Annotated in this window: 18 protein-coding genes, 1 rRNA gene, 2 pseudogenes and 3 riboswitches; of the genes and pseudogenes, 2 read left to right on the top strand and 19 right to left on the bottom strand. The window is 37.5% G+C overall.

What is annotated here, in order from left to right; all coding sequences use genetic code 11:
- The 3 genes from D3P07_RS25110 to D3P07_RS25100 all read right to left on the bottom strand — a co-directional run.
- A 16S ribosomal RNA gene (locus D3P07_RS25110) occupies positions 1 to 327 on the bottom strand; the annotation flags it as partial.
- A gap of 823 nt (positions 328 to 1,150) precedes the next feature.
- Positions 1,151 to 2,197, bottom strand: coding sequence for an acyltransferase family protein (locus D3P07_RS25105; protein ID WP_119803506.1), 1,047 nt, complete (start codon positions 2,195 to 2,197; stop codon positions 1,151 to 1,153).
- Positions 2,198 to 3,191: 994 nt separating this feature from the next.
- A complete protein-coding gene (locus D3P07_RS25100; RefSeq protein WP_119803504.1) occupies positions 3,192 to 3,995 on the bottom strand; it encodes a transglutaminase-like domain-containing protein in 804 nt (267 codons plus the stop codon).
- Between the two features lie 13 nt (positions 3,996 to 4,008).
- A riboswitch (cyclic di-GMP riboswitch) is annotated at positions 4,009 to 4,087 on the bottom strand.
- A 79-nt stretch (positions 4,088 to 4,166) separates the two neighbouring features.
- A riboswitch (cyclic di-GMP riboswitch) is annotated at positions 4,167 to 4,245 on the bottom strand.
- A 272-nt stretch (positions 4,246 to 4,517) separates the two neighbouring features.
- Here D3P07_RS25100 and D3P07_RS27725 point away from each other — a divergent pair.
- Both D3P07_RS27725 and D3P07_RS27720 read left to right on the top strand, forming a co-directional pair.
- Positions 4,518 to 4,706, top strand: a pseudogene (locus D3P07_RS27725) (helix-turn-helix domain-containing protein); the annotation flags it as partial.
- A gap of 74 nt (positions 4,707 to 4,780) precedes the next feature.
- A complete protein-coding gene (locus tag D3P07_RS27720; RefSeq protein WP_119803500.1) occupies positions 4,781 to 5,665 on the top strand; it encodes an IS3 family transposase in 885 nt (294 codons plus the stop codon).
- A 65-nt stretch (positions 5,666 to 5,730) separates the two neighbouring features.
- Here the strand turns inward: D3P07_RS27720 and D3P07_RS27245 are convergent, their stop codons facing one another.
- From D3P07_RS27245 to D3P07_RS25010, 16 genes and pseudogenes are all read right to left on the bottom strand, one after another.
- The gene (locus D3P07_RS27245) at positions 5,731 to 5,898 is read right to left on the bottom strand and encodes a hypothetical protein (protein ID WP_182914508.1); all 168 of its coding nucleotides are present in this window, start codon (positions 5,896 to 5,898) and stop codon (positions 5,731 to 5,733) included.
- Between the two features lie 45 nt (positions 5,899 to 5,943).
- Positions 5,944 to 6,028: riboswitch (cyclic di-GMP riboswitch) on the bottom strand.
- A 158-nt stretch (positions 6,029 to 6,186) separates the two neighbouring features.
- Entirely contained in the window at positions 6,187 to 7,149 is a 963-nt protein-coding gene (locus D3P07_RS25085) for a copper amine oxidase N-terminal domain-containing protein (RefSeq protein WP_119803498.1), read from the bottom strand.
- A gap of 33 nt (positions 7,150 to 7,182) precedes the next feature.
- Entirely contained in the window at positions 7,183 to 7,935 is a 753-nt protein-coding gene (locus tag D3P07_RS25080; RefSeq protein WP_147384573.1) for a hypothetical protein, read from the bottom strand.
- 137 nt (positions 7,936 to 8,072) lie between these two features.
- A pseudogene (locus D3P07_RS25075) lies at positions 8,073 to 8,599 on the bottom strand (UDP-glucose 6-dehydrogenase family protein); the annotation flags it as partial.
- A 111-nt stretch (positions 8,600 to 8,710) separates the two neighbouring features.
- A complete protein-coding gene (locus D3P07_RS25070) occupies positions 8,711 to 10,135 on the bottom strand; it encodes a lipopolysaccharide biosynthesis protein (RefSeq protein ID WP_119803494.1) in 1,425 nt (474 codons plus the stop codon).
- The gene (locus D3P07_RS25065; protein WP_119803492.1) at positions 10,128 to 11,087 is read right to left on the bottom strand and encodes a hypothetical protein; all 960 of its coding nucleotides are present in this window, start codon (positions 11,085 to 11,087) and stop codon (positions 10,128 to 10,130) included. The genes D3P07_RS25070 and D3P07_RS25065 overlap by 8 nt, the downstream gene beginning before the upstream one ends.
- Before the next feature lie 518 nt (positions 11,088 to 11,605).
- Positions 11,606 to 11,989, bottom strand: a complete 384-nt coding sequence (locus tag D3P07_RS25060; RefSeq protein WP_147384572.1) for a hypothetical protein — start codon at positions 11,987 to 11,989, stop codon at positions 11,606 to 11,608.
- Positions 11,990 to 12,333: 344 nt separating this feature from the next.
- Positions 12,334 to 13,467: a glycosyltransferase family 4 protein gene (locus D3P07_RS25050; protein ID WP_119803486.1), complete on the bottom strand. Its 1,134-nt coding sequence runs from the start codon at positions 13,465 to 13,467 to the stop codon at positions 12,334 to 12,336.
- 24 nt (positions 13,468 to 13,491) lie between these two features.
- A complete protein-coding gene (locus D3P07_RS25045) occupies positions 13,492 to 14,805 on the bottom strand; it encodes a nucleotide sugar dehydrogenase (RefSeq protein ID WP_119803484.1) in 1,314 nt (437 codons plus the stop codon).
- Positions 14,806 to 15,058: 253 nt separating this feature from the next.
- Positions 15,059 to 16,279, bottom strand: a complete 1,221-nt coding sequence (locus D3P07_RS25040) for a nucleotide sugar dehydrogenase (RefSeq protein WP_119803482.1) — start codon at positions 16,277 to 16,279, stop codon at positions 15,059 to 15,061.
- Complete coding sequence (locus D3P07_RS25035) at positions 16,272 to 17,657, bottom strand: glycosyltransferase family 4 protein (RefSeq protein ID WP_259391687.1); 1,386 nt, start codon at positions 17,655 to 17,657, stop codon at positions 16,272 to 16,274. The genes D3P07_RS25040 and D3P07_RS25035 overlap by 8 nt, the downstream gene beginning before the upstream one ends.
- Before the next feature lie 416 nt (positions 17,658 to 18,073).
- Positions 18,074 to 18,661, bottom strand: a complete 588-nt coding sequence (locus tag D3P07_RS25030; RefSeq protein WP_310732578.1) for a sugar transferase — start codon at positions 18,659 to 18,661, stop codon at positions 18,074 to 18,076.
- A gap of 70 nt (positions 18,662 to 18,731) precedes the next feature.
- Positions 18,732 to 19,847 (bottom strand): DegT/DnrJ/EryC1/StrS family aminotransferase, encoded by a 1,116-nt coding sequence (locus D3P07_RS25025; protein WP_119803480.1) that lies wholly within the window; start codon positions 19,845 to 19,847, stop codon positions 18,732 to 18,734.
- Between the two features lie 348 nt (positions 19,848 to 20,195).
- Positions 20,196 to 21,080, bottom strand: coding sequence for a UTP--glucose-1-phosphate uridylyltransferase GalU (gene galU, locus D3P07_RS25020; protein WP_397334622.1), 885 nt, complete (start codon positions 21,078 to 21,080; stop codon positions 20,196 to 20,198).
- Between the two features lie 35 nt (positions 21,081 to 21,115).
- Positions 21,116 to 21,709, bottom strand: a complete 594-nt coding sequence (locus D3P07_RS25015) for a hypothetical protein (RefSeq protein ID WP_119803475.1) — start codon at positions 21,707 to 21,709, stop codon at positions 21,116 to 21,118.
- A gap of 37 nt (positions 21,710 to 21,746) precedes the next feature.
- Positions 21,747 to 23,570 (bottom strand): polysaccharide biosynthesis protein, encoded by a 1,824-nt coding sequence (locus D3P07_RS25010; RefSeq protein ID WP_119803473.1) that lies wholly within the window; start codon positions 23,568 to 23,570, stop codon positions 21,747 to 21,749.
- Between the last annotated feature and the right edge of the window lie 4 nt (positions 23,571 to 23,574).

Below are 23,574 nucleotides of genomic sequence, written 5' to 3'. Positions count from 1 at the left end.
CCAGTGTGGCCGATCACCCTCTCAGGTCGGCTACGCATCGTCGCCTTGGTGAGCCGTTACCTCACCAACTAGCTAATGCGCCGCAGGTCCATCTGTAAGTGACAGATTGCTCCGTCTTTCCCGAATCAGCCATGCGACCGATTCGCGTATCCGGTATTAGCATCCGTTTCCGAATGTTATCCCAGTCTTACAGGCAGGTTACCTACGTGTTACTCACCCGTCCGCCGCTAACCTTACGTTTCCGAAGAAACGTGAGGTCCGCTCGACTTGCATGTATTAGGCACGCCGCCAGCGTTCGTCCTGAGCCAGGATCAAACTCTCCATAAAAGTGTTTGACTTGCTCAATAACGTTGTTGCTTCGAAATCTCTCATAACCAGCAAGCTGATTATGGAAACTTCATTATCGATTCAATCTTGCGATTGTATCGGGCAGTTTCGCTCGTTGTTCAGTTTTCAAAGAACAATCTTGTGTCTCTCGTTTCTTGCGTGTCAGCCGTATGTCTCAGCGGCGACTTAGATAATATATCATGTATGCCTATACGATTGCAAGCACTTTTTTAAAAAAGTTTTCATAGAAGTTTATCTTCATATATATACATCCATTTTATTAATGCCCCTTCATTTTCTCCGGAGCGTTCAGATGAAAGACATTCAAAAAATGTTCAGACCATAATAATCTTTTACCTCTCAGTGAGTTCAGCCTTTCAAAATATTCTTCTACTAATATGGGCATCACATAACGCTCTTGTCTCTCGTGGATGAACTGCGAGAATGGACCTAATTCTCTTTTCTGGATTTTTGGGACAAGCACTGTTTGTTCGGCAATACTAGCACGGCAAACACCTCAAAAGGATATGGTCTAGGCATGTGGCATCGAAATCGTTTGAGCAATTAGTGTGTATGAGGGGGATTATGGCTTCATTAATATCGAGTGAAACTGATTCTGGCATATGTATCGAAAGGGCATATACCAGAATCGATGCGACTAGTAGCAGTAAAGAAGTTCAAACATTTTCTTTATTACTAGTGTCAGACTTAATCTGAAAAGGGGAGGGATATGTGGAGTAAGAAATTTATTCATGTCCTTTTAATGTAGATGACAACTCTCCAAATTTTATTGAATCAGAACACCAATCTTTGATGACCTTGCTTATGAAGGAAGGTTTTTTTGATGCATAACATATTTTTCTTTAGACATTCTACCAAGGAAAAAGAAGCTAGTTAAGTTATTCTTCTCAAGTATTTTTGATACTGCAAGCGGAATAAAAACTCCTACAATTGTAAAAGTAAAAACGTTATAGTAGGGGGAAAGCTCAAGAAACTTTCGTATTGCGAAATGTAAGTACATTATTGTTATTGAAGATATGCCCAATTCTGTTGCCATTAATTTAAGTAATGGTATTTTACTAAAAATAATAGATATATAAATGACTGATAAAGAAAGAGTTATAGGGATCAATAGGTCTAAGAAAAAATTATTGTAATGTAAATATTTCATATCAAGGGAATATTGAAACACCCCAATATATCCAAGATAAAGAATGAGTATGGATGCAATAACAACTGTCGGGGCGATAATCTTATGGTTTACCTTATTGTCCAATAATTTCATATAGTAGCCAAAAAAGAAGTAAGTAATCGCAATTAATGAGACATCAGCATTCCAAGGCAAGGTTATTCTTATGTAATTGTTAGAAAACCATGATTCGATATGAGCAATGAAAAATAGTGATCCTATTATTACTATTTGGATTTTTAGATCTTTGGATAATAATAAAATGATAGATGAAATAGCTTGAGTCACCAAGAGACATGTGATAAACCAGAATGTTGCGTAAAATCCTGTTAAGGCCTGTCCACCGTATACCATCTTAATTACATCCAGTATAGATGAGGTAGGATTGAATTCATTGAATGATATTTCATATATTACTTTCAAAAAAAATACTAATATGAAGAAGGAGATATATGGTATTAGTAGTTGTTTTAATCTTTTTATCACATTTTCTTTCAAATCCGGCCAACTTGTCGCAGGTTTCATCAGAAAACCACTGATAGTGAAAAATAATGGCATGTGGAACCAAAAAATATAACTCGATAAGATAGAACTTCCTGAATGTCCGATAACAACGGCGACTATTCCAATTCCTTTTGCTGTGTCAAGCCAATCTAGTCTGGTATATTTATATGTAGTCAACCTTCAATACTCTCCTTAATAGTAATTAGTTGCTTCTGTTATATTACTTGAATTTAAGTATGCAGTAAATAATGATTTTGAAAGGGGATTCTATGCTCACGCTACAGCAAACCATAGCCGACAAATTGACTCAATTTATGTGATTAAAATGCGGAAGGTAGCCCGCTTCCATGGTGTTCTCGGTCAGGAAGATTACAGTCTTCCGCTGGAAGTACACGAGAAGACTTCGACCTTATAGTAGGACTGTTGAAGTTCCTTGATCTCGTGGGTGTTGATGTTAAACCCAACTTAGAACAATTGGAGCTACGACGACAATAGCAAGCTCTTATGCTATCTCCTGCACCGTTAAAACGATTAGTCGGGGATTGTTCTATATAAATGTATTACGACTACAACCTTCATTTCCGGCATTCTGTTGACACACGAGAAGCTCTAGCAGAGTATTAATGGACATATGTTCCTGCTATCTGCACATGGCGCTTACACAACATAATGCAAGTAAAGTAACCCTTTATGAGACACAGTACAATAGTGCATGGAACATAATTGTAGAAAATAATCAGAAGTCGATGAGGGCTTGAATTCGATCCAGTATTCCATTTCGCGGCCTGAAGATAGTTCTGGCTATCTACCACCAAGCACAATTACAATATGTAAGTGGCGCGGTACACGGCTTGGATCCATTTAGCATTGCAGATGGTTTTTGACTGACACCGCAAACGGCATGACAAACGACTTCCCCGTATTGACAACATGCCCAAGGTATTCGGTGCCAGGGACAAAGATCATCAGATCTATGTGATAAGCTTAGACGTCTGGCAGGATACAGAACTGCATGCCGTCATTAATGATGGGACATAGAGACTATGGACAGGTACAGTGTATAGCTCGCCGCTTGCGAGCAGATTAAATACAACTGCTATATGGTCGTTTGCGAACTTTGAAGGGGGCGGTTGTAACGGCGTCAACGGTTTAGGTATTATACATAGATTCATTAGTATTGCTTGAGTTTCGTATATCTATTGTTGTCTTTGATCATTTTAGGATTTTTTTTGCTTTGTCTCGTTCCTGCATCGAGAGTTGTATCGATCGTGACCCATTTGTCCTCCAAATACACTTCATTCCAAGCGTGATAGACATCCACATATTCCGTACTGCCCATTACAAGCTTCGTCGGTATATTCAGGCTGCGTAGCATTGCGGCGAACAATGAAGAATAACCGTAGCAAATATCTTTTTTGGTCGATAGTGTTCGTTCTATGTCGGGCAAATAATCAGTTGGCACAGTTTTCGCCAAATTGTTATCATAAGCGATATTGGCCGTAATAAAATCATAGATCGATTTCACTTTTTCTTCAACTGTCTTCTTTCCCTTAACGAGCTCTTTCGCTTTCGTAATGGCTTTATCCGTGCTTGTCCAGCTGATATTTTGAACAGAGTTCAAATAGATGACATTCTCATCCTTCAACTTCAACTGAAGCTTGTTTTGTTCCAGCACCCTATAGGACTTTCCGGACGTGTTCTCAAGCAGGGATATCGTATACTCGCCATTGCCGAACTGTAGGGGGAATTGCTCCGAATCCTTGCCACTCAACAAATTGTAAGTATAACTTTCTTTACCCTTTGTAATCATAACCTTAATCTTAATGTTTTTTATTTTATATGAAATCGAAATTATACCGCGGGAAATGCCGGACGTATCCAGCCAGCTATTGCTGGTACTAGCATACGACTCTGTAGCCGGAACGGTAAGAAAAATGAATACTGCTGCAATGAGTATTAGTGTGATCCTACGCACGAACAACACTCCTTTCGGTAGCTGGCTGCCATCATTCAGAAGGCCCTATAGCTTTGCGTCCCTGACTTTCGGCAGGTTTGCCATTATCGAGTCTACTATTCGACGATTCGTTCGATATAGACCTATTATTTGTTCGATATAGTCCTATAAAAACAAAAATAAGCATGTCCATTCGGTAGCTGGCTGCCATCATCCGGAAGGCCCTATAGCTTTGCGTCCCTATCTTTCAATAGGTTTGCCGTTATCGTGTATTGCTTATATGGTTCTATACTACCACATTTTTCTAGTAAATCAATAGATGACTTGTCCAAATGTGGAAGATTGGCATTAAGATTGGGCTTTTCTGTCGCGTGAGTGAACTTATACGTCGAGGAGGTGAACGAGCTTAGCATTTCTAGTAAAGCGAGAACTACATTGCATATATTTAAAACGCCATCCTGCGTAAAGTGCACCCCTTATAGTGGACATTGGAAAAACACCCTAGTGTTTAAACCGATGAAACTATAGGGGGTGCTTTTCGTTATGGCGAAAGAGGGGCAGAAGTTTCTAACGTACAGCATGGAAACGAAGAGGAAAGCCATTGAGATGCGTTTACAAGGAATGACAGCAGAGAAAATTGCAAAGGAACTGGGGATCGTTGATGTGGGGCGGGTAAAGGTCTGGATGTGTCGCTACAAACAGATGGGCGAATTCGGCTTAACAGACACCCGCGGAAAGCGTAAAGAATATGTCGATGAGAACCGTTATGTGAAACGGTTCGAAATGGAGAATGCCGTCCTAAACAAGTGGTTGACCATTACGAAGGCGGAGGTGTACCAGAGAAGTGTAGGCTCGTTGAAGAGCTCAGAGAGCATTTCACCGTTACGGAGCTTTGCAAAGAAGTCGGACTCTCTAAGAGCGGATTCTATACCTATCTTGAACGAAAAGCAGTAGATAAAGACAAACCATCCAAAGAGGTCATTCGTGCCACCTATGAACGCTATAAAGGCATTTATGGCTACAGGCAAATTCAACTGTTTATGTATCAAGTTCATCAGGTATGGATGAACCACAAGAAGATCCTGCGCCTCATGCAAGAAATGGGACTGCAAGCTAAGATACGCCGCAAATTCCGTCATCATCGCACATGGAGTTTAGGCGATAGGGTTGTGAGAAATGTGCTGGATCGCAATTTTAAAGCACATGCACCCAATCAGAAATGGGTCACAGACGTCACACAATACCGAGTGAAAGATAGCTGGTTGTACCTCTCCACGATTAAAGACTTGTGTCAAAACGAGATTGTCGCCTATCACATGAGCTTACGTATTGATAAGGAACTCGTACTCCAAACGTTTGCTAAAGCGTTTGAACAGGAAAAGGACGTGGCTGGGCTAATCGTTCATAGCGATCAGGGATTCCAGTACACGTCCAACGACTACCACGACATGCTGCCAAAGGTTGGCGCCCAAATCAGCATGTCTCGCCAAGGCAATTGTTACGAGAATGCCTCAATGGAGAGTTTCTTCTCCCATTTGAAGACGGAAGCACTCTATCTTTATGATATCCGATCGATCGAGGAAGCACAAAGCAGAATTGAAGAATATATTCATTTTTACAACAACCATCGTCCGCAAAGAAAATTAAATAAGCTGTCTCCGGCACAATACCGGAAACAGCTTATGGGATAGGGCTTTTTCTAAATGTCCACTAAATGGGGTCTTAACCAGAAATTTACAAACAAAAATAAGATCGTTTATCCAGCTTGGAAAAACTCCAGATCAGCTAATTTGTTTTTATGCTGATTCAATTTAATAGAGAGCTTGAATCGCTGAGATTCATCCAAACAACTTTCCAACAATAGCCTGTAGTAGACAACGCAGAGATAATGCCAATTTCTCGCAAGTTGGATTCGTTTTTTCATGGTAGACCTCCTGTTATGCACGCAACCCTTTCGGGAGGCACGATATTCGGAAACTGGCTGGCATACTCGATTAGGCTTAGCCCCTGTAGCTTTGCGTCACCATTTTTCAATGGTTTTGCCTTTATCGTTTAGGTTGCTTTGTAAGCGTATCTTACCAGAATTTTGTGACCTCAACATGATGTTTCAGTCCTATATTCAAAACTTTTATGAGCCTATGAGACTATGAACGACCTTATAAGACGCCAAAAATCCCTGGTCATTATGACCAGGGATTCATACTTTAAAGATTTAGCCCATTTTCTCGACGATTTTCTTACCGGCCTCGATTTCTGCTTCAAAAGTCTTACGATACTGTGCAATCACATCGGTGCTGTACTCATTCGCTTCTAATTTTGCAGTAACATCAGAAATGATCGCTTCGAACTTTGTTGTGCAGCTATCTACTTTTTGCGAGATTTGTGTCTTTATTTTTTCTTTTCCTGTATCATCTGCATCTAAATACTTATATGCCAGATCAAATAATTCATTTTCGCAGCTATTGCGTAGTGCATCCAATCTGCTTTCTGCGTTTGCGGTTATTTGCTCATAGGTTTGTTTTGAAGTTTCACCGCCAGGCACACCTGGAGTAGTCCCTCCATCACCGTTTCCACCTTGCCCGGGATTAGATGGAGTCCCGTCTTCTGAACCATGCTCTTCACGATAAGCAGCCGATTCCGATTTTACGGTTCTTGTCTTATCGTCCCAAGTAATCTCAGAACCTACCGATTCCGAAAGGAAGCGTAGTGGCACATAGATCGAGCCTTTATAGATAAAAAGAGATTGGCCCGTTGGCAACGTCTTATCTTTGCCATTAAAAACAAGCTTTGCTTCTACAGGCTTCATAGCCAATGTTTGAGTTGGTTGAGTTTTCTTTTCACCTGAAGTGACAAGCAGAAGCTCTTTCTTCAGTTCAGCGAGCTCTTGCTCATTCGGTTCGTCAATGCTTACCATGAACTTCTCTGCATTCCATCCTACCGTCTTCTGCAAAGCGTAGGACATATACCGGATCGGTACATAAGTGCGTCCTTGATAAATGAAGGAGTATTGGCCTTCCGGAAGCTTCAGCTCTTGACCATCAAAGATCAAATTAATAAGTTGGGTCTTGATAGAAATGGTCTTCGGAGCTGGCGTAGCAGCCCCTACCCCTGCAGGAACAATACCAACGAGCAGCATGACAACTAATGATACTAATAAGAAACGGTTTTTTTTCACTATTAATCTCCAGTCTGTAAATAGTAGTGGGGTCTATCTCATAGCACTAGCGATAGCGGTAAGCGCACTGGACCTAGCCTGGGATTTGGCACTTTCATACTCCGAGCCCCAATCCGGCAAAGACTGTTCATCAAGACCGGCGGCTTCGTATTGTGCTTTAGCTTGTCCGATCAGAGCATTAAATTGAACGTCGCATTTAGCTTCAGCTGCCATAATGTCCGTCAGAAAGTCTCCTTGAATAGATTCCGCTGTCGCATCTTCATCAGCCTTCAACTGCTTCACAATCTGATTAACCAGATTGTTACTTGTTGCTGTACATGAAGCTCGCAACTTCTCCATTCCTGTCGTTGTTGCTGCGTCGATTTCCTTTTTCTTTTTATCTTTGTTATCAGTCGGAGGTGTTGTTGTGGGCTTGGTGCCTCCATTCCCACCAGGCGATGTAGGCTTCGGTGTCGCCTCAGGCGAAGTGCCTGTATTCCCTAGTGTGACACCTGAGTTATTATCAGGTTGATTTGTGCCCCTTGCTGGTGGCTGCTGGCTCTCCGACGGATTCGTCGTCTCTGCCGGTTGTTCTGAACTATCAGGATTATTCACCGAGTCACCAGGTTCGGATGGGGTAGGCTCTTCCGGCAGCTCTTCCTCTCCCGTCTTTTCTGCATCAGCAATTTTGCCATTCAGCTCATCTACTTCATTCATTTTTGAGACTAGATTAACTCCTCCATAAGTCAATAGGCCAAGAAGGAGAATTGCTGAGATTGCTATCCATACTCTTTGTTTTTGTGTCATACCCTCGTCTATGATTCTATTATTTTCTTGCGAATCATATCTCCTTAATGAAATATAAACGTACTACTCATTTAGACGCTCTTATGGTAGGTTTTGTTTCGACAAGATCATGTTTTTTCCGCAATTACATCTATGAATTAGTCACAACTGTATAAATCTCTAGTATATACCTTGTGCTTAAAAGGCTTTAAATCATCAGATAAACGATTAGCTACAATTACATCACTACTTTGAATAAAGACTTCAAAGTTATTGATAACTTTTGAAAAAGGTATCCTCTTGAAGCGCTGGTTCATATACAAATACCTCAATACCTTTTGCCTTTATTCGCTTCATAACCCCCTGAATTGCTGATCCATTTTCATAGTCAGTCGATAGATTCCAACCATTTTAGGATTTCTATATATAATCAATTCGGCAATACAGTCTTTTCTGTCCGATTCGCATCGACTATTGCACCCATATTATTAATAGGTGCATCCGAACAATTAGTAGGAAGCTGTTTGGTATCTTGGGGGAGACACTGCCTGCCATAACCAAATGATGGTTTGTTGTAATGTGTTCCAAAAAGGGGGTCAAGACCTACCCCGTCTCTGATATGTTGCTTATTGAGCCTCCTAACCTCAGCATAGGAGTCAAGCTCATTAAATAAAGCAACCCGCATAATATTGCATTTGATAGGTCCAAATATCCCGTTTCTGCTATTGCAATCTTTAAGCAACCACTCTTTCTTTTCGTTATTTTTTAAATAATAAATTCACCTTCTTCATTTACTCTATATTTTTTTTCTCTTATACGCTTTGTATTCACCTATTAAAAAATTTCTATAAATCAATGTTATGATAAACAATGAAATCATACCTGCAATTATCTGATTTAAAAGCCTTAATTCAAACAATACATACCCTGCGTATAGAGCAACTATTAGTACGGAACTGTAAATTTTCTTCAATTCATAATTAACTTTAAAGTACTTTAGTGATATAAACGTTCTAAGTGTAAAGAAGAGAATATACGATATTCCAGTAGAAATTGACGCCCCGACTCCACCATATTCTGGGACTAAAAGATAATTCCCAGCTATATTACATAAACAAACAACAAGAGCTATTCCAACATGCCACTTAACCTTTTTACTAAAATTAATCCCAAGAACTGTGGTTTCGGATATAGTATACATGACAGGTATAAATACTAGAAATGATAACATCAGTCCAGCCTCTACATACTCATTACCAAGTAATAATATTATTAAATCTTTAGACATAATCACCAATATTGCGAGAGCCAACATTAAAAAAGAAACAATTATAGATACTCTTGAAAAGAAAGATTTGTTCTGAGGATTTTTTTCGTATGTTTCGTATGCAACGGGAACCCAAAAGGTACTGAAGACGCCTTTCAATATTGTTAATAAAGCAATTATTTTAAAAGCTGCTGAATATAAACCAATTTCCTGAAAATCGGACCATTGCCGGAGTGCGATTTTATCCATTCCTTCAAAAAGCCATGTGAGTAACATCGTCATCAATAATGGGTAACTATATTTAATTATTTCCTTTTTTGAATGCTTAGTACCCTCAATTTTTAGATTTTTTAAACTCCAAAAATTTTTTTGCCCGATAAATTGAAAAATAATTAATATCCCGTAGGATATGACAGTCGCAAATACTAATACAGTATAAGAACTACCGTATAAGGCATAAAAAGAAATTACGCCCACTAGTATAAAAATTCTATTTAAAACTTCAAATGTTGAATAGAGTTTTCCCTTTTGTTGCATTCTTACAACTAATAATGCAAACCTATTTAACACTTGTAGCAAAACACCAACAAGCAATAAAACTATAACTACAAAACTATATTCCCCAAATAATAAAATTGATACTGGCTCTCTATATAAAATGAAAATAATAAAAAATGGCACACTAATTACGGCAGCTATTTTTAAACAATTGAATAATAGCGCGCCTCTTTTCTTTTCATTCTCTTCATAAAAAAAACGAACAAATGCCTGATCAGTACCAAAAATAATAGTAATCATGCAAATGCTACTTACTAAAGTAAACATAGAGGCTTTTCCAAATTCCTCCGGACTTAAAATGCGAGTTGTTATCATAGTCGTTATAAACCCGATAATTGCTCCTAAAAAACCACCGTAAGAATAAGAAAGAAACTTTTTCAATAAATTATTATTCATGGCCTTCTCTTTCTACTTGCTTCTGATTAGAATTATAGTCACTAAAATCTATATTGTACTTTTTTAAAATATTTTGCATCTGTATGTCATTACCATCATTTTCAACATTTAAACTGGTCAATTTCGTTTTTTGTGTAGTAATTATATCAAAAAAACTAATCATATTGACATCAGTTTTTACAGCTTTTGTGTTTACTCTTAAACTCATTAATTTCAACCACAAATCATCAGCATTAAGGCAAAGATTATAAATATCATCTTTGTTAAATACATCTAAATGCAATGTATTTGGTGGATATAGTACTCCATCACAACCTATAGGACATAACGCATAACTCGGCTCATTCGTATCTGAATTATTTGTCCATAGCTTGTAGGGTGCTATTGAATTATTTTCATTAAATTTCATAAAGCGTCCTCTGTTGCATATAATTGCACCAGGGTATGCTTTAGATTTATCTATAAGCATTTCTACCAAAAAGTTTGGGTAGTACATATCATCGTCTACAATGATTACATTTGCATTAGGGTTCTCTTTAATAGTGTAATAATATTTTTTATGAGGTCTTAAGTCTTCACAAAACTTAATAGTAAGACCACGTTCTTGTTGCTTAATTAGATTTTTGGGAAGTTGATCTATTGATTCGAATTGAGAATCAGCTAGCCACAATACTATCTCATCAGGTTTTTTTTTCTGTCTTAATAATGTCTCAATACATAACCAAACAGTATTTATTCGTGCAGGAAAAGTAGTTAAAGAAATTATTATTTTTTCATCACTTTCGTTTTTATTGATGTTTATACCCGTTTTACTAGTTGGGAAAATGTTGTAGTATATTGGATAAATTATATTGACCAACAACTTCAAAGCTCTTCTAATATAAAAAAGCATCTTTCCGTTAAAATTTCTTCTTCTTATTCTAAGCAAGAAGGTATAGGCTAATTCGAGCATGTAAGTACTCCTTTAAGATAATATTATTTCTCCTGATTAAGGTAATATTATGTTTTTTCCTCAAACCCTTTAACGAGTTACAAAAAAAGCGTCTATCCGTTCCTCGATGCTAGTAGGGTTACACAAACAGGATTGTCCTTTAGCTCTCTTATTTGTCTGAACAAATAGATAAGGATAACTAGAATTAATCCGTATTGTAATAGAAATCCTACTGCCCCGTAGAGCACGAAAATATTCACAGGTTCGACTTCCAAGTAGAATATAGATCCACTATGGCTCTGTATCGCTTTTGATATGCCAAAAATATATTCGAGATAGTTATTTATTATTGAAAGCCCCTACTTGATTTGATCCACCCTTGCTCCACCTGAACATTCAGACAGTACATTCCAGCGATATACAATTTGCTCTACAAAAGGATTGCCTTTAGAGTTTAACCATACTCCAGTAAAAATCACTAAAATAATACCCGCTAAGTATTTAACTATGTGTTTAAAAGAAGTTTTAGCAATATATAATTAAATAATACATAATAAAATTATTGCAAACACAAAAACCAACATGCCAGCCCTTGCTTGGCTCACAATTAAATTCAACACGGCTAGGAACATTAGAGCCAATGCAGCAACTCTAAACTTTCCCGAAAAATTATACACTGAAAAGCCAAATACAAAAGCTAACATCGCAAGCCCACCGTTAGCTGTGGCAAATTGAGCCCATCCATGCACTCTAATTGAATGCAACTCCCGAGTTAAATGTGAAAGTTGTAATTCTCCATCCCTAAATGGATAAAGATTAATAAACATAACTCTTCCTGGCCATGGAAGCCACTGCATTATACCGATTAGCATACCAGCTATTAATATGATCATAAACAGCTTTATAAATTCAATCGGCTTCATTTCTCCGTAAAACATGAAAGTAGATATATACAATACAAATAGCATTCTTGCCACATATTAAATTGAATCACCAGGGAATATGAAATGACCACATGCCAATGTTGTCCCAAAAAAAGTCGATATATAAATCTCAATAATTATTATCACAAACAGAAATAATATAACCCTTGAAACTTTAAGGATTTTTACTTTTCCTGCTAACATGAAAACAAAGAAAAATGCCCGTATAGGCATAAAGAAATATAAAGCCGGAATCTCAAAGCTTTGCAAGGGAATTAAACTAGATAATAAGGTAATTACAAAAATTAATTTATGGATACTGAATTTCGCATTTAACATTAGAGTCAAACTTTGTTTTTATAGATTTCAATAAACTCTTTAGCTAGTGAAGGCCAATTGAATTTACGAGATTGCTCAATTGCATTATTAGACATTTCATAGTACTGAGATTTTATTGTTGAGAAAGCACCGACAATGTCCTGTACTTTTGAAGGATCTACTGCTACCCCAACAGGGTCTCTGTCAAAAAAGCCATCTACTCCTTGATCTTTTGAATAAATTATGGGAAGGCCCTGTGACAATGCCTCTATATATACTAATCCAAAAGTTTCATTGTATGACGGCATTATAAATATGTCGCATGAAGTCAGTATTTCTAGAACTGCATTTTTATCTGATATATATCCATGATGTTTAACTTCTTCTGTCAACCCAAGTTTGGTGACTATCTCCATTACTTCAATAAGGCACGGACCAGTGCCTACTATATCTAAAGTAATCTGACCGCCATGTTGCTTGTATTTTGACATTGCATATATAATATTATGCACATTCTTATTTTTATCAATATTTCCTATAAAAATGAGCTTCAACTGATCGTTACTTAATTGTCTTGGTTGTTTCACAACATTTTCGATCCAATACTGATCTATTCCATTTGGCACAACTTGAATTTTTTCTGCGATTTGATTAGCTATCTTCTCAGGAATTAATCTCAACATTTGTTTTTTATAAGCATGTGAGATGAATATAATTGCGCTTGAGTTTAGAAGAATTTTATGCATAAACGGTCTTAAATGATAACCATACTTATAAAATTTATTTATGTCTGTATTACGGATAGTAACAATATATTTGACTCCGTATTTCTGATGAAGTTTATATGCTGTACCTCCATCACTAAAGACCGTATGAGCATGTATGAAGTCGATTTTTTGATTCAATAAAATACTTCTTTCAACTTCTTTCATTTGCTTCTTTATTTTATGGAAATATAGAAACCTATCCCATTTCCTCAACATATGCCTGTAGTAAAAATGCACATTGTGATTTGAAATTTGGTGTAACCCAAGTTGTTTCTCATCTTTTACCGGCACGAATATATGCTGAGTAGTAATACGCTGACTCGACAGTTCATTAACTAAATTTTTGTACAATTTACTACTGATATAATAAGAACAAATATGTAGGATACTCATTACCAGGCCCTCACTTAAGGTTTATTATAAACTCCAATAATGGTACCCTCTTTTTTCGTATACATTTTTGTTTAGTATACTCTTAATATCTACCAATACTTTATCTCCAGTTTCTTTGAATAAGGTATCCACATAGGAGACTTCTAATTGCGTAAATTCACTATGGGCAACAGAAACCACCATTCCATCCAGTTCCCTCAGATTATTGCGTTCAACTAATGAAATATTATATTCATGCCATACTTCTTCTTTATCAGCAACAGGATCATACACTAGAATCTCTACACCATATTCTTGTAGTTCGTTTATGATATCGATTACCTTGGTATTTCTTACATCAGGACAATTTTCTTTAAAAGTAATTCCTAAAATAGCGACTCTAGAGCCTTTAACATGTTTATCAGCCTTAATTAGGCTCTTAATAATGTTACTCGCAACATACTTACCCATGTCATCGTTTATTTTTCTTCCTGCAAGAATAATTTGCGAATGATACCCTAGTAGTTCAGCCTTATAGGTGAAATAATAAGGATCCACTCCAATACAATGTCCACCGACAAGACCTGGAGTAAATTTTAGGAAGTTCCATTTTGTTCCTGCCGCTTCTAACACAGCCTTTGTGTTAATATTCATTTTGTTGAATACAATAGCCAACTCATTCATAAATGCAATATTAATATCACGTTGTGAGTTTTCAATAACTTTAGCTGCTTCTGCAACTTTAATTGATTCCGCTTTATGCACACCAGCATCAATTATAGCATTATATACACTGGATATTATATTTAATGCTTCATCATCCGATCCCGAAACTACCTTTGTGATTTTAGTTAATGTGTTTACTTTATCTCCCGGATTGATTCTTTCAGGAGAATAGCCTACTTTAAAATCAGTGCCAAACTTCAAACCTGAGGTTTGCTCAAGTATTGGTATACAGATTTCTTCTGTTGTACCTGGATATACAGTTGATTCAAATACAACTATTGATCCCTTAATTAGATTTTTGCCTACTATTTCACTTGCTCCAATGACTGGGGACAAATCAGGTGTTTTATCACTATTAATAGGAGTTGGTACTGCTACGATATGAAACTTGCATTGTTTAATTTTACTTTGATCACTTGTAAAGTCTATTTGCGATTCTTGAATGGCTTGGTTTCCTACCTCGTTAGTAATGTCTACACCTTTTTTGTATTTATCTAATTTAGCCTCATTAATATCGAATCCAACAACACTAAATTTTTTAGATAACTCAATTGCAAGAGGAAGACCTACATACCCTAATCCAATTACGGATATCCTCTCTTTCTTAATGCTTATATCTTCATACAGTCCCATTAATAATCACCCCAGTTGAGTTCTTAAGACTCGTCATCAGTTTTGTCTATAATACAATTGCTTTGTAGAATCTGCTTAGTTTGTCTATTAAATTTCTACAGATTGGAGAATAAATATTATACGTCCGGAGTCCAGTCTAGCATCATTTCTCTATGACGACCAGTGACACAAACGATTGTATTATGGTTTCCTCTTGTCTCCAGTTCTTATACTAATGGGCATCATCTCTATTGCTTCAGGTTTGTTCCAAGACTTAGAGTTTGTAGACCCCATCAAAATTACATATATTTTTTGTGTCAAGAATCAATTTATTCTTGATAAATTCAAGGTTATTCTTAATGTGATCGTGAGCCGTAATAATAACCAAAATCTCTATTTCATCCAAGAAATCTTCAAAGTTCATGACCTGATGATCAACCATTCTTTCTTTAATAAAAGGATCAAATACTTTAACCCCAACGGCCAAATGCTCATCCATTTTTTCGAGAAGCTGTAAGGTTGGACTTTCTCTTGTATCATCAATATTTTCCTTATATGCGAGTCCATACACACCTATTTTAGTAATATCCGTTATGCCATGCTCTCTCATGATATCTCTAATTCTTCTTAGAACGTGTGAAGGCATAGAATCATTGATTTTTCTTGCTGTTAGAATTAAGTTCGTAAGATCAGGATAGTCTCCTACTAAGAACCAAGGATCAACCGAAATACAGTGTCCGCCTACTCCAGGACCCGGTTGAAGAATATTCACTCGGGGATGTTTGTTAGCAATTTGGATAATTTCATAAACGTTCATATTATCCGCTCTACAAATCTTGGCTAATTCATTTGCAAAAGCAATATTTACATCTCGATAAGTATTTTCAACTACTTTTGACATCTCAGCTGATCTTATATCTGTAACAACAATTTCCGATTTACAGAAACTTGAATATATTTTTTTTACTTGCTCACCGATAGCTGGATCATCTGCACCGATGGTTCTTGAATTATGTTCAAGTTCATAGATCATATTTCCAGGAATAATTCTCTCTGGGGCATGTATGAGATGAATATCTTTCCCAATGGAAATTCCTCTGTTTTCTATTTCAGGCCTGACATATTTATCAATCGATCCCGGTGATATCGTTGATTCAATAATAATCACAGCACCTTTTTCGCACACATCAAGAACCCTATTTACTGCCGATATAACATACTTAGGATCTAGTTTCTTACTTGAATTTATATAAGGTGTAGGAACTGCAACTATGTACGTATCAGTCTTTTGATACTTAGTTGTGAATTCAATGCCACTTTCAATTGCTGCATTAAACAGGTCCTCTAATCCTTTTTCTTCAAAAGTAAGTTTTCCTTTTGAAAGCGAATCTACCAACTTTTCATTCAAGTCTGTTCCTACAATCTTGACTCCACTTTTAGCAAACATTAAAGCAGTTGGAAGGCCAATATAGCCTAACCCTATTACATTAATCATTTTTATTCTCCTCCATAACTGTATCGATTACATTTATCAGTTTTTGAGTAAGAACTGTATAGTCAAAATCTTTTGCCCCACTTTTTGCATTGGTTCCAAGAAGCCTATACTCGTGTTCAGGCATTTTTTTAATATCAACTATTGCCTTTACCAACTCTTCTGGGGTACTATTTTCTAATTCCATTCCACACTTGTATTTTTCAATTATTGAATATCCCATCTTTACAGTAGATATGATTGGCTTACCGGAAGCCATATACTCAAACAACTTATTTGAACTATTACCTCTTGCCCAGTTGTATTGAGTTTGAGAGTAATTTAGTATATTCACAGATGACTTGCTTAAGATATAAGGAATATACTGTTTATTCACAAAGCCCTTTATTTTTACATTGTCTAAACCCTCATCTACAACTCTCTTTTCAAGCATCTCTTTTTGTATTCCATCCCCGTAGATTAAGAATTGAATATCTTTATCACCTTTTAAAAGCTTTGCTGCATCAAGAATATTCCCAACATTATTAACTGGTCTTATAGCTCCTACATAAACAACATTAAACTTTCCTGACTCTAAGTCTTCATCTTTAATGACTTTTTCATTTACAGATTTATTAAATGCCTCAACATCTACACCATTATTTATGTAGTGGGCTTTATCTAATTTGATATCGCCACCTTGTTTGATATCCCATTTTTTCTCCTTAATATAATCCGTATCACCTTCTTTGGTGAATATTAAAGCATCTGCTTTTTTATAAATCCAATGTTCACCAGTCACTAGGATTTTACCTAGTATGCTATTTTCTTTGGCTTTATTAAAAGAAAAAATGGCTTCAGGCCACAAATCACGTATTTCACAAATACAAGGCACATTCATTTTCTTTGCTATTTGTATTCCAGCAACCATTGTAAGCGGATGAACACTTGAGGCAACGATTACATCCGGTTTTCCATTTTCTTTTTCAAATGCTTTAGCAACAGAAAATAAATTCCAATAAAATAGCCCCATATTTTTTACTCTATCTAAACCATTACCTAATGCCGTAGATGTTTTGACAAATACAAATGGAATACCATTTAAATTTTCCGTTGCATATTTCTTCCTACCAGTATCAATAAACTCTGAATTGTTATGATATGTATTAGCGCAGAATACAGTGGCTTCATATTCTTTATTAATTAAATTCTCAGCAAACCAATAGTGTCTTCCACCTTTATTCTTATACATATCAGTTGCATAATGGTTCCATAACCAGATTTTCTTCTTCAATTTAAGTACCTCAAATTCAGTAATATTTAGTTTATTTCCCTCAACGGAACCCCAACATAAATCTTGCTTCCAGTAGTAATCTGTATAATCAAAAAAGAATAGAGACAAAGCGCTCTCCTAGTGGTAAAAACCACGGCAACTCATACCAAAGGAGAAATTGCTATGTCCCTTACCGCCATCGTAACCGATCATGCACTTTTCGCAAATACTTTTTGCAATATCGTTTGCCACTTTATTTTTTCAAATTGGTTATTGGACATTGGAAGGTATATTGCAGCCACGTATTTCTCTAATCGCATCATTTCCACTAGCAACTAAGAAATCAGTATCATATTTATATGTAAAAGCATCAACGGTCTTACCTCGTCATCATTGAGGATTGCGATGCTTTACCACTTATTTTTTATTGCGATTTCAGCAACTACCCTTCAGTATTCACTGGCACTATATAATCAATTTGTCTTTCATGATAAGTACATCCCTTTTAGGACTAATAAATGTATGATTGCAGCATTTTCAGTATCTTAATGCTTAATTTCACTTCTTCTAAATGGCTCCATCGTAACCGAGTTATTTGAATTGATGCCTTCCTTAACAAGTACCTTTTTTATGGTTAGAAAGATAATCTTCCAATCGCCTAAGAAGCTAATATTATCTACATACTCAACATCAAGATTGAATTTATCTTCCCAGCTAATAGCATTACGCCCATTGACTTGAGCTTGTCCTGAAAGACCAGGCCTCACTTCATGTCTTCTCTGTTGATGTTCATTATAGAGATCTAAGTATTGAATAAGTAATGGCCTTGGCCCCACAATACTCATATCACCTTTTAGTATATTGAATAACTCAGGAAGTTCATCTAAAGATGATGATCTTAGCATCCTACCAAACTTAGTAAGCCTAACTGAGTCTGGAAGCAGCTCACCCTTTTCGTTTTTCTCATCCGTCATCGTTCTGAATTTATACATGGTAAAGATTTTCTCATTAAGTCCAGGTCTTTTCTGCTTAAACAGTATCGGACTACCGAGCTTCAACCTAACAAGAATTGCTATGGTTATAAGTATAGGACACAAAACGATAATCGCCATCAAAGACAAAATGAAGTCCATTGGTCGTTTGAGAAATTTTCTATATATACCTTTACGTAGTTTAGCTTCAGTCACATTCATATCATCCACTCTATTTCCATAACAATTTAATAATCCCGCATATTCTCTCAAGATCCTCATCAGTCATCTTCGTATCAGATGGCAAACACACACCATTCTCAAAAAGCCTCTCACTTACATCTGAACCTACATAATCATACTCAGCAAAAAACGGCTGCATGTGCATCGGCTTCCATACTGGCCTTGATTCGATATATTCCTCTTCGAGTTTTTCCATAATCTCAATGGGTCTTACTTTTCCATTCAAAGTAATACAGGACAACCAATAGTTCGGCTTATTCCACTCATTTATTGGCATAAACTCTATGCCCTTCAATTTACCAAGCTCGCTTTTATAAAACTCAAAAATATATTTTTTCTTTGCAACTCTCTGATCCAACACCTTAAGCTGCCCTCTTCCAATTCCAGCCGCAACATTGCTCATTCGGTAATTGAAGCCTAATTCGCTATGCTGATAGTGCCTAGCTTTATCCCTGGATTGGGTTGCCCAAAACCTCGTTTTAGCAATTTTCTCTTCATTATCAGATACGAGCATGCCACCGCCCGATGTTGTTATTATTTTGTTTCCGTTAAATGAAAAAATCCCAAATTCACCAATTGTTCCGGTATGTTTTCCTTTGTAGTATGTACCAAGTGATTCCGCAGCATCCTCAATTAATGCCACATTGTGCCTCTTACAAATAGCTGCAATTCTGTCCATATCTGCAGACAAACCATATAAATGCACGACTAGTACTGCTTTTACCCGACTCCCATATTTCTCAAATGCCTTCTCTAATGCGTCGGGATCCATATTCCACGTTTCATAGTTGCTATCAATAAAAACTGGGGTGGCTTTCTCGTATACAATTGGATTAGCTGTAGCAGAGAAAGTTAAGGACTGGCAAAGGACGATATCATCTTCCTTAACCCCTGCTGATCTAAGAGCTAGTTGTATTGCAGCTGTGCCCGTGACTGTTGCGGCAGCTGATTTACTACCAACTTTTGCAGCCAACTCCTTTTCAAACTCATTTACATTTGGTCCTAACGGGGCAATCCAGTTTGTTTCAAACGCTTCTTTTACATACTCCATCTCGTAGCCCTCAGCGCTCATATGAGGCGAAGAAAGCCAAATCTTAGAAGCCATAATTTCAACGCTCCTTCTAATTATATGTCTAGTAGATTCGGCCCTATCATGTTTACTAAGAATTAGGGAACTTTCCCCTATTCTACCTCTTATCTTGTCAGAGAAGACAAATAACCAGTAGTATCCTTGTTTGCTTAAAACCACCTACACTAACACTCGATTCGAGCACAAGCAATAAAGTTAACAAGGTGGTAGAAGGGCTAGCGCATTCCACTGTTCAACCGAAACGTGCTAGCCCCCAATAAAAATCTAAACATACTCATATTCATAACAGGTTATTATTAAAATTGCTTAACTATTAGTTTGGAGTTGGTTTAAATGTACAAAATCAGTCCATTAACCACAGTATTATTTCTTATTTACCAGGCTAGTCTTCAACAATTCTTGCAGATACTCCAATAATTCATATTGCAAACCTGGATTCTGCAAAGCAATCTCAATTGTTGTCTTTATAAACCCAAATTTTTCACCAACATCATATCGAGTGCCCTCGAAATCATAAGCATATACCGCCTCAAAACGATTCAACTCAGCAATAGCATCCGTTAATTGAATTTCTCCACCAGCACCGGGCTTTTGAGATTCCAGTATGTTGAAAATTTTAGAGCTAAGAATATATCGTCCCATAATAGCTATGTCCGAGGGGGCCTCTTCTACTTTAGGTTTCTCGACGAGCCCACTCACACTATATAGCCGCTCATGAATCTCTTTCCCCGCAACTATGCCGTATCTGGAAACCTCTTTCTGACCTACTCGCTGTACGCCTATAATGGATGACTTATAACGGTCATATTGTTCAATCATTTGTTTAAGGCATGGCTTCTCAGCCTGAACAATATCATCACCTAGTAACACCGCAAATGGCTCATTACCAATAAACTTTCTTGCGCACCATATGGCATGCCCTAAACCTTTTGCTTCCTTTTGCCGAATATAATGTATATCAACCATTTTAGATGACTTCTGAACCTCACTCAGAAGCTCCAGCTTGCCCTTCTCTAGCAAGTTTTGTTCAAGCTCGAAGGAGTTGTCAAAGTGGTCTTCGATCGCTCTCTTGCCTTTACCCGTGACTATAATAATATCTTCAATGCCTGACTCAACTGCTTCCTCCACAATATATTGAATGGTAGGTTTATCGACTATTGGAAGCATCTCTTTAGGCATAGCCTTGGTAGCAGGAAGGAATCTCGTTCCGAGTCCTGCAGCAGGTATAATAGCTTTCCTGACTTTCAATACAATTACCTCCATTGGCTGTAGACGGGTTATATTTACTCCTTGATAACCTCTTCATAGCTTTTCCCTTGGCTCATACCATACTTCTTTGCAATTTGAATCAATTCATCATATTGTTCTGGAGACAATTTTTCTAATATAATACTACGGGCTTCTTTCTTTTCTTCAAGATTAAGCCCTCCACTTGCCAACTCTTGGAGCAATTTCATATCATCAACACTTAATTGTTTTAAAAGAACCCCAGCTAGCTGTGCTTTTTCACCAACTGTAATTTTCTCTTGTACATCCTTTGCTTTATCAGTAGAGATTTCAGCCGTATATCCGTCGTTAGAAGGTTGTTTAGACGGTTGAGTTGTGGAGTTTGTGCCTTGACCAGAATTTCCATTATTAGTTGACTCACCTTGGTTATTCACAGGTTCATCTTTATCTGAATCTTCTTCTCCACTTGTTTGACTATCATTTGGCTCTACATTCCCTTTATCCACTTCAGCTACCAAATCTGTCTCTAGACTATTTGCCAAAGAAGCAATCATACGATCCATGGCGTAATTAGCTGCGAACAAACCACCTACACCCAATACTACGATAATAGAAGCGACCCAAATCAGGACCTTTTTCCACTTCTTCACTCGTTCTCACCTCTTCTGATCAAATGATAGTGTGTCTTTACGATACATGAGAATAGAAAGGTACTAGCCGCTCAATGGCAGCTTTTACGGAATGATGATCCTCGCCCAATACTTTCTCAAATCTTCTAAACTGCATGTCTAGCTCTGCCCGATTAATTTCCACCGGCTTGCCGATAAAAATTCGTTCATGCTGAGTAACTGTTGTTTCCTCTGACTCTGTCAGTAGCTCTTCAAACAATTTTTCTCCCTCACGCATACCACTAAACTGAATTTTAATATCCACATCTGGTTCAAGTCCTGATAGCCTGATTAGATCTGTAGCTAGGTCCATAATACGTACTGGCTTGCCCATATCCAAGATGAATATCTCTCCACCCTTTGCAAAAGCACCAGCCTGAATCACTAGCTGTACAGCCTCCGGTATCGTCATAAAGTATCTCACCATATCTGGATGAGTTACGGTAACCGGACCGCCAGCCGCAATCTGTTCCTTAAACCTTGGTATAACGCTTCCCCGGCTTCCAAGCACATTGCCGAATCGAACAGCAACGAATTGCGTATGGCTTGTTGCATTAATGCTTTGAATGTACATCTCTGCGATTCGCTTGGTAGCCCCCATAACACTGCTTGGATTAACTGCCTTGTCCGATGAGATCATAACAAAACGTTGCGCCCCATACTTGTCCGCTGCATCTGCAACATTTTTTGTTCCGAACACATTATTTTTAACAGCTTCCGATGGATTTCGCTCCATAAGTGGAACATGTTTATGCGCTGCTGCGTGAAATACAACCTGTGGTTTAAATCTGGCGAACACCGCATCTATTCGATCGCGATCCTGAATATCCGCAATTACGGTCTCTAGTTGCACTTTTGGAAACTTATTTCTTAACTCCATCTCAATTAAGTAGATACTGTTCTCTCCATGGCCTAGCAATAACAGCTTAGATGGTTGGAAGGATGCGATTTGCCTACTAAGCTCTGATCCAATCGAACCTCCTGCGCCGGTAACTAGAACAACCTTATCGGTTACATAATCCATAACGCCCTTCATATCAATGTTGACAGGCTCTCTGCCTAATAAATCTTCAACTTCAACGTTACGTAAAGTTTGAACAGCCAATCGCCCAGATATAAAGTCATTAATGGCAGGTATAATTTTAACCTTGGCTCCAGTTAACTTACATATATTAATTATATCTGAAATGTCCGACCGCTTAGCAGACGGCATAGCAATGACAATGTCATGAATATCATGTTTCTGTACTATATGCCCTATGTTCTCGCGGTTACCCATTACCGGAACCCCTACGACCTGCATACTACGTTTATAACTATCGTCATCAATGAAACCAATTAACCGACTTCCCTTGAAACGATCGCTTGTCATAATTTCTTTTGCAATAAGAGCTCCGCAATCCCCTGCTCCTACAACTAATAGATTATGAGATTGCTCCGATTTAATGGATCGGTTTACTCGTATTAAGCGCCACAAAAATCTGGACCCGCCCATTAGAAGCAGCATAAGCTCTAAAGTTCTAGAACCTATTGATAGCGGAATACGCTCGCCAAAGATCAGTGAAGCTACCGCATAAGATAATATCATTCCAATTGCAATTGCTTTAAAAAGCTCAATAATCTCTCCGATGCTGGCATATTGCCACATTCTTCGATACATTCTGAAGAAAGCAAGGCTGCTACCGCATATGATCGTCGTTACGATAGCAAATAACAGCATTTGCTCCTCATAGCGGGGAGGAATGCTTCCATTAAAGCGGAACAGATAGGATACCCCTATGGCCACCCAAATGATGATAATATCAACCACCAGAATAATTAGCATCCTTCTTCTGTAACTCATATGC

Source organism: Paenibacillus sp. 1011MAR3C5, from assembly GCF_003591485.1.
GTDB lineage: Bacteria > Bacillota > Bacilli > Paenibacillales > Paenibacillaceae > Pristimantibacillus.
This window is presented reverse-complemented; position numbering and strand designations above follow the sequence as displayed.

Coding starts and splice junctions, on each gene's coding strand:
- D3P07_RS25050 (WP_119803486.1), bottom strand. CDS start 13,467: ATGAGTATCCTACATATTTGTTCTTATTATATCAGTAGTAAATTGTAC.
- D3P07_RS25065 (WP_119803492.1), bottom strand. CDS start 11,087: ATGCTCGAATTAGCCTATACCTTCTTGCTTAGAATAAGAAGAAGAAAT.
- D3P07_RS25080 (WP_147384573.1), bottom strand. CDS start 7,935: ATGACACAAAAACAAAGAGTATGGATAGCAATCTCAGCAATTCTCCTT.
- D3P07_RS27245 (WP_182914508.1), bottom strand. CDS start 5,898: ATGAAAAAACGAATCCAACTTGCGAGAAATTGGCATTATCTCTGCGTT.
- D3P07_RS25040 (WP_119803482.1), bottom strand. CDS start 16,279: ATGATTAATGTAATAGGGTTAGGCTATATTGGCCTTCCAACTGCTTTA.
- D3P07_RS25030 (WP_310732578.1), bottom strand. CDS start 18,661: ATGGACTTCATTTTGTCTTTGATGGCGATTATCGTTTTGTGTCCTATA.
- D3P07_RS25070 (WP_119803494.1), bottom strand. CDS start 10,135: ATGAATAATAATTTATTGAAAAAGTTTCTTTCTTATTCTTACGGTGGT.
- D3P07_RS25045 (WP_119803484.1), bottom strand. CDS start 14,805: ATGGGACTGTATGAAGATATAAGCATTAAGAAAGAGAGGATATCCGTA.
- D3P07_RS25010 (WP_119803473.1), bottom strand. CDS start 23,570: ATGAGTTACAGAAGAAGGATGCTAATTATTCTGGTGGTTGATATTATC.
- D3P07_RS25025 (WP_119803480.1), bottom strand. CDS start 19,847: ATGGCTTCTAAGATTTGGCTTTCTTCGCCTCATATGAGCGCTGAGGGC.
- D3P07_RS25060 (WP_147384572.1), bottom strand. CDS start 11,989: ATGAAGCCGATTGAATTTATAAAGCTGTTTATGATCATATTAATAGCT.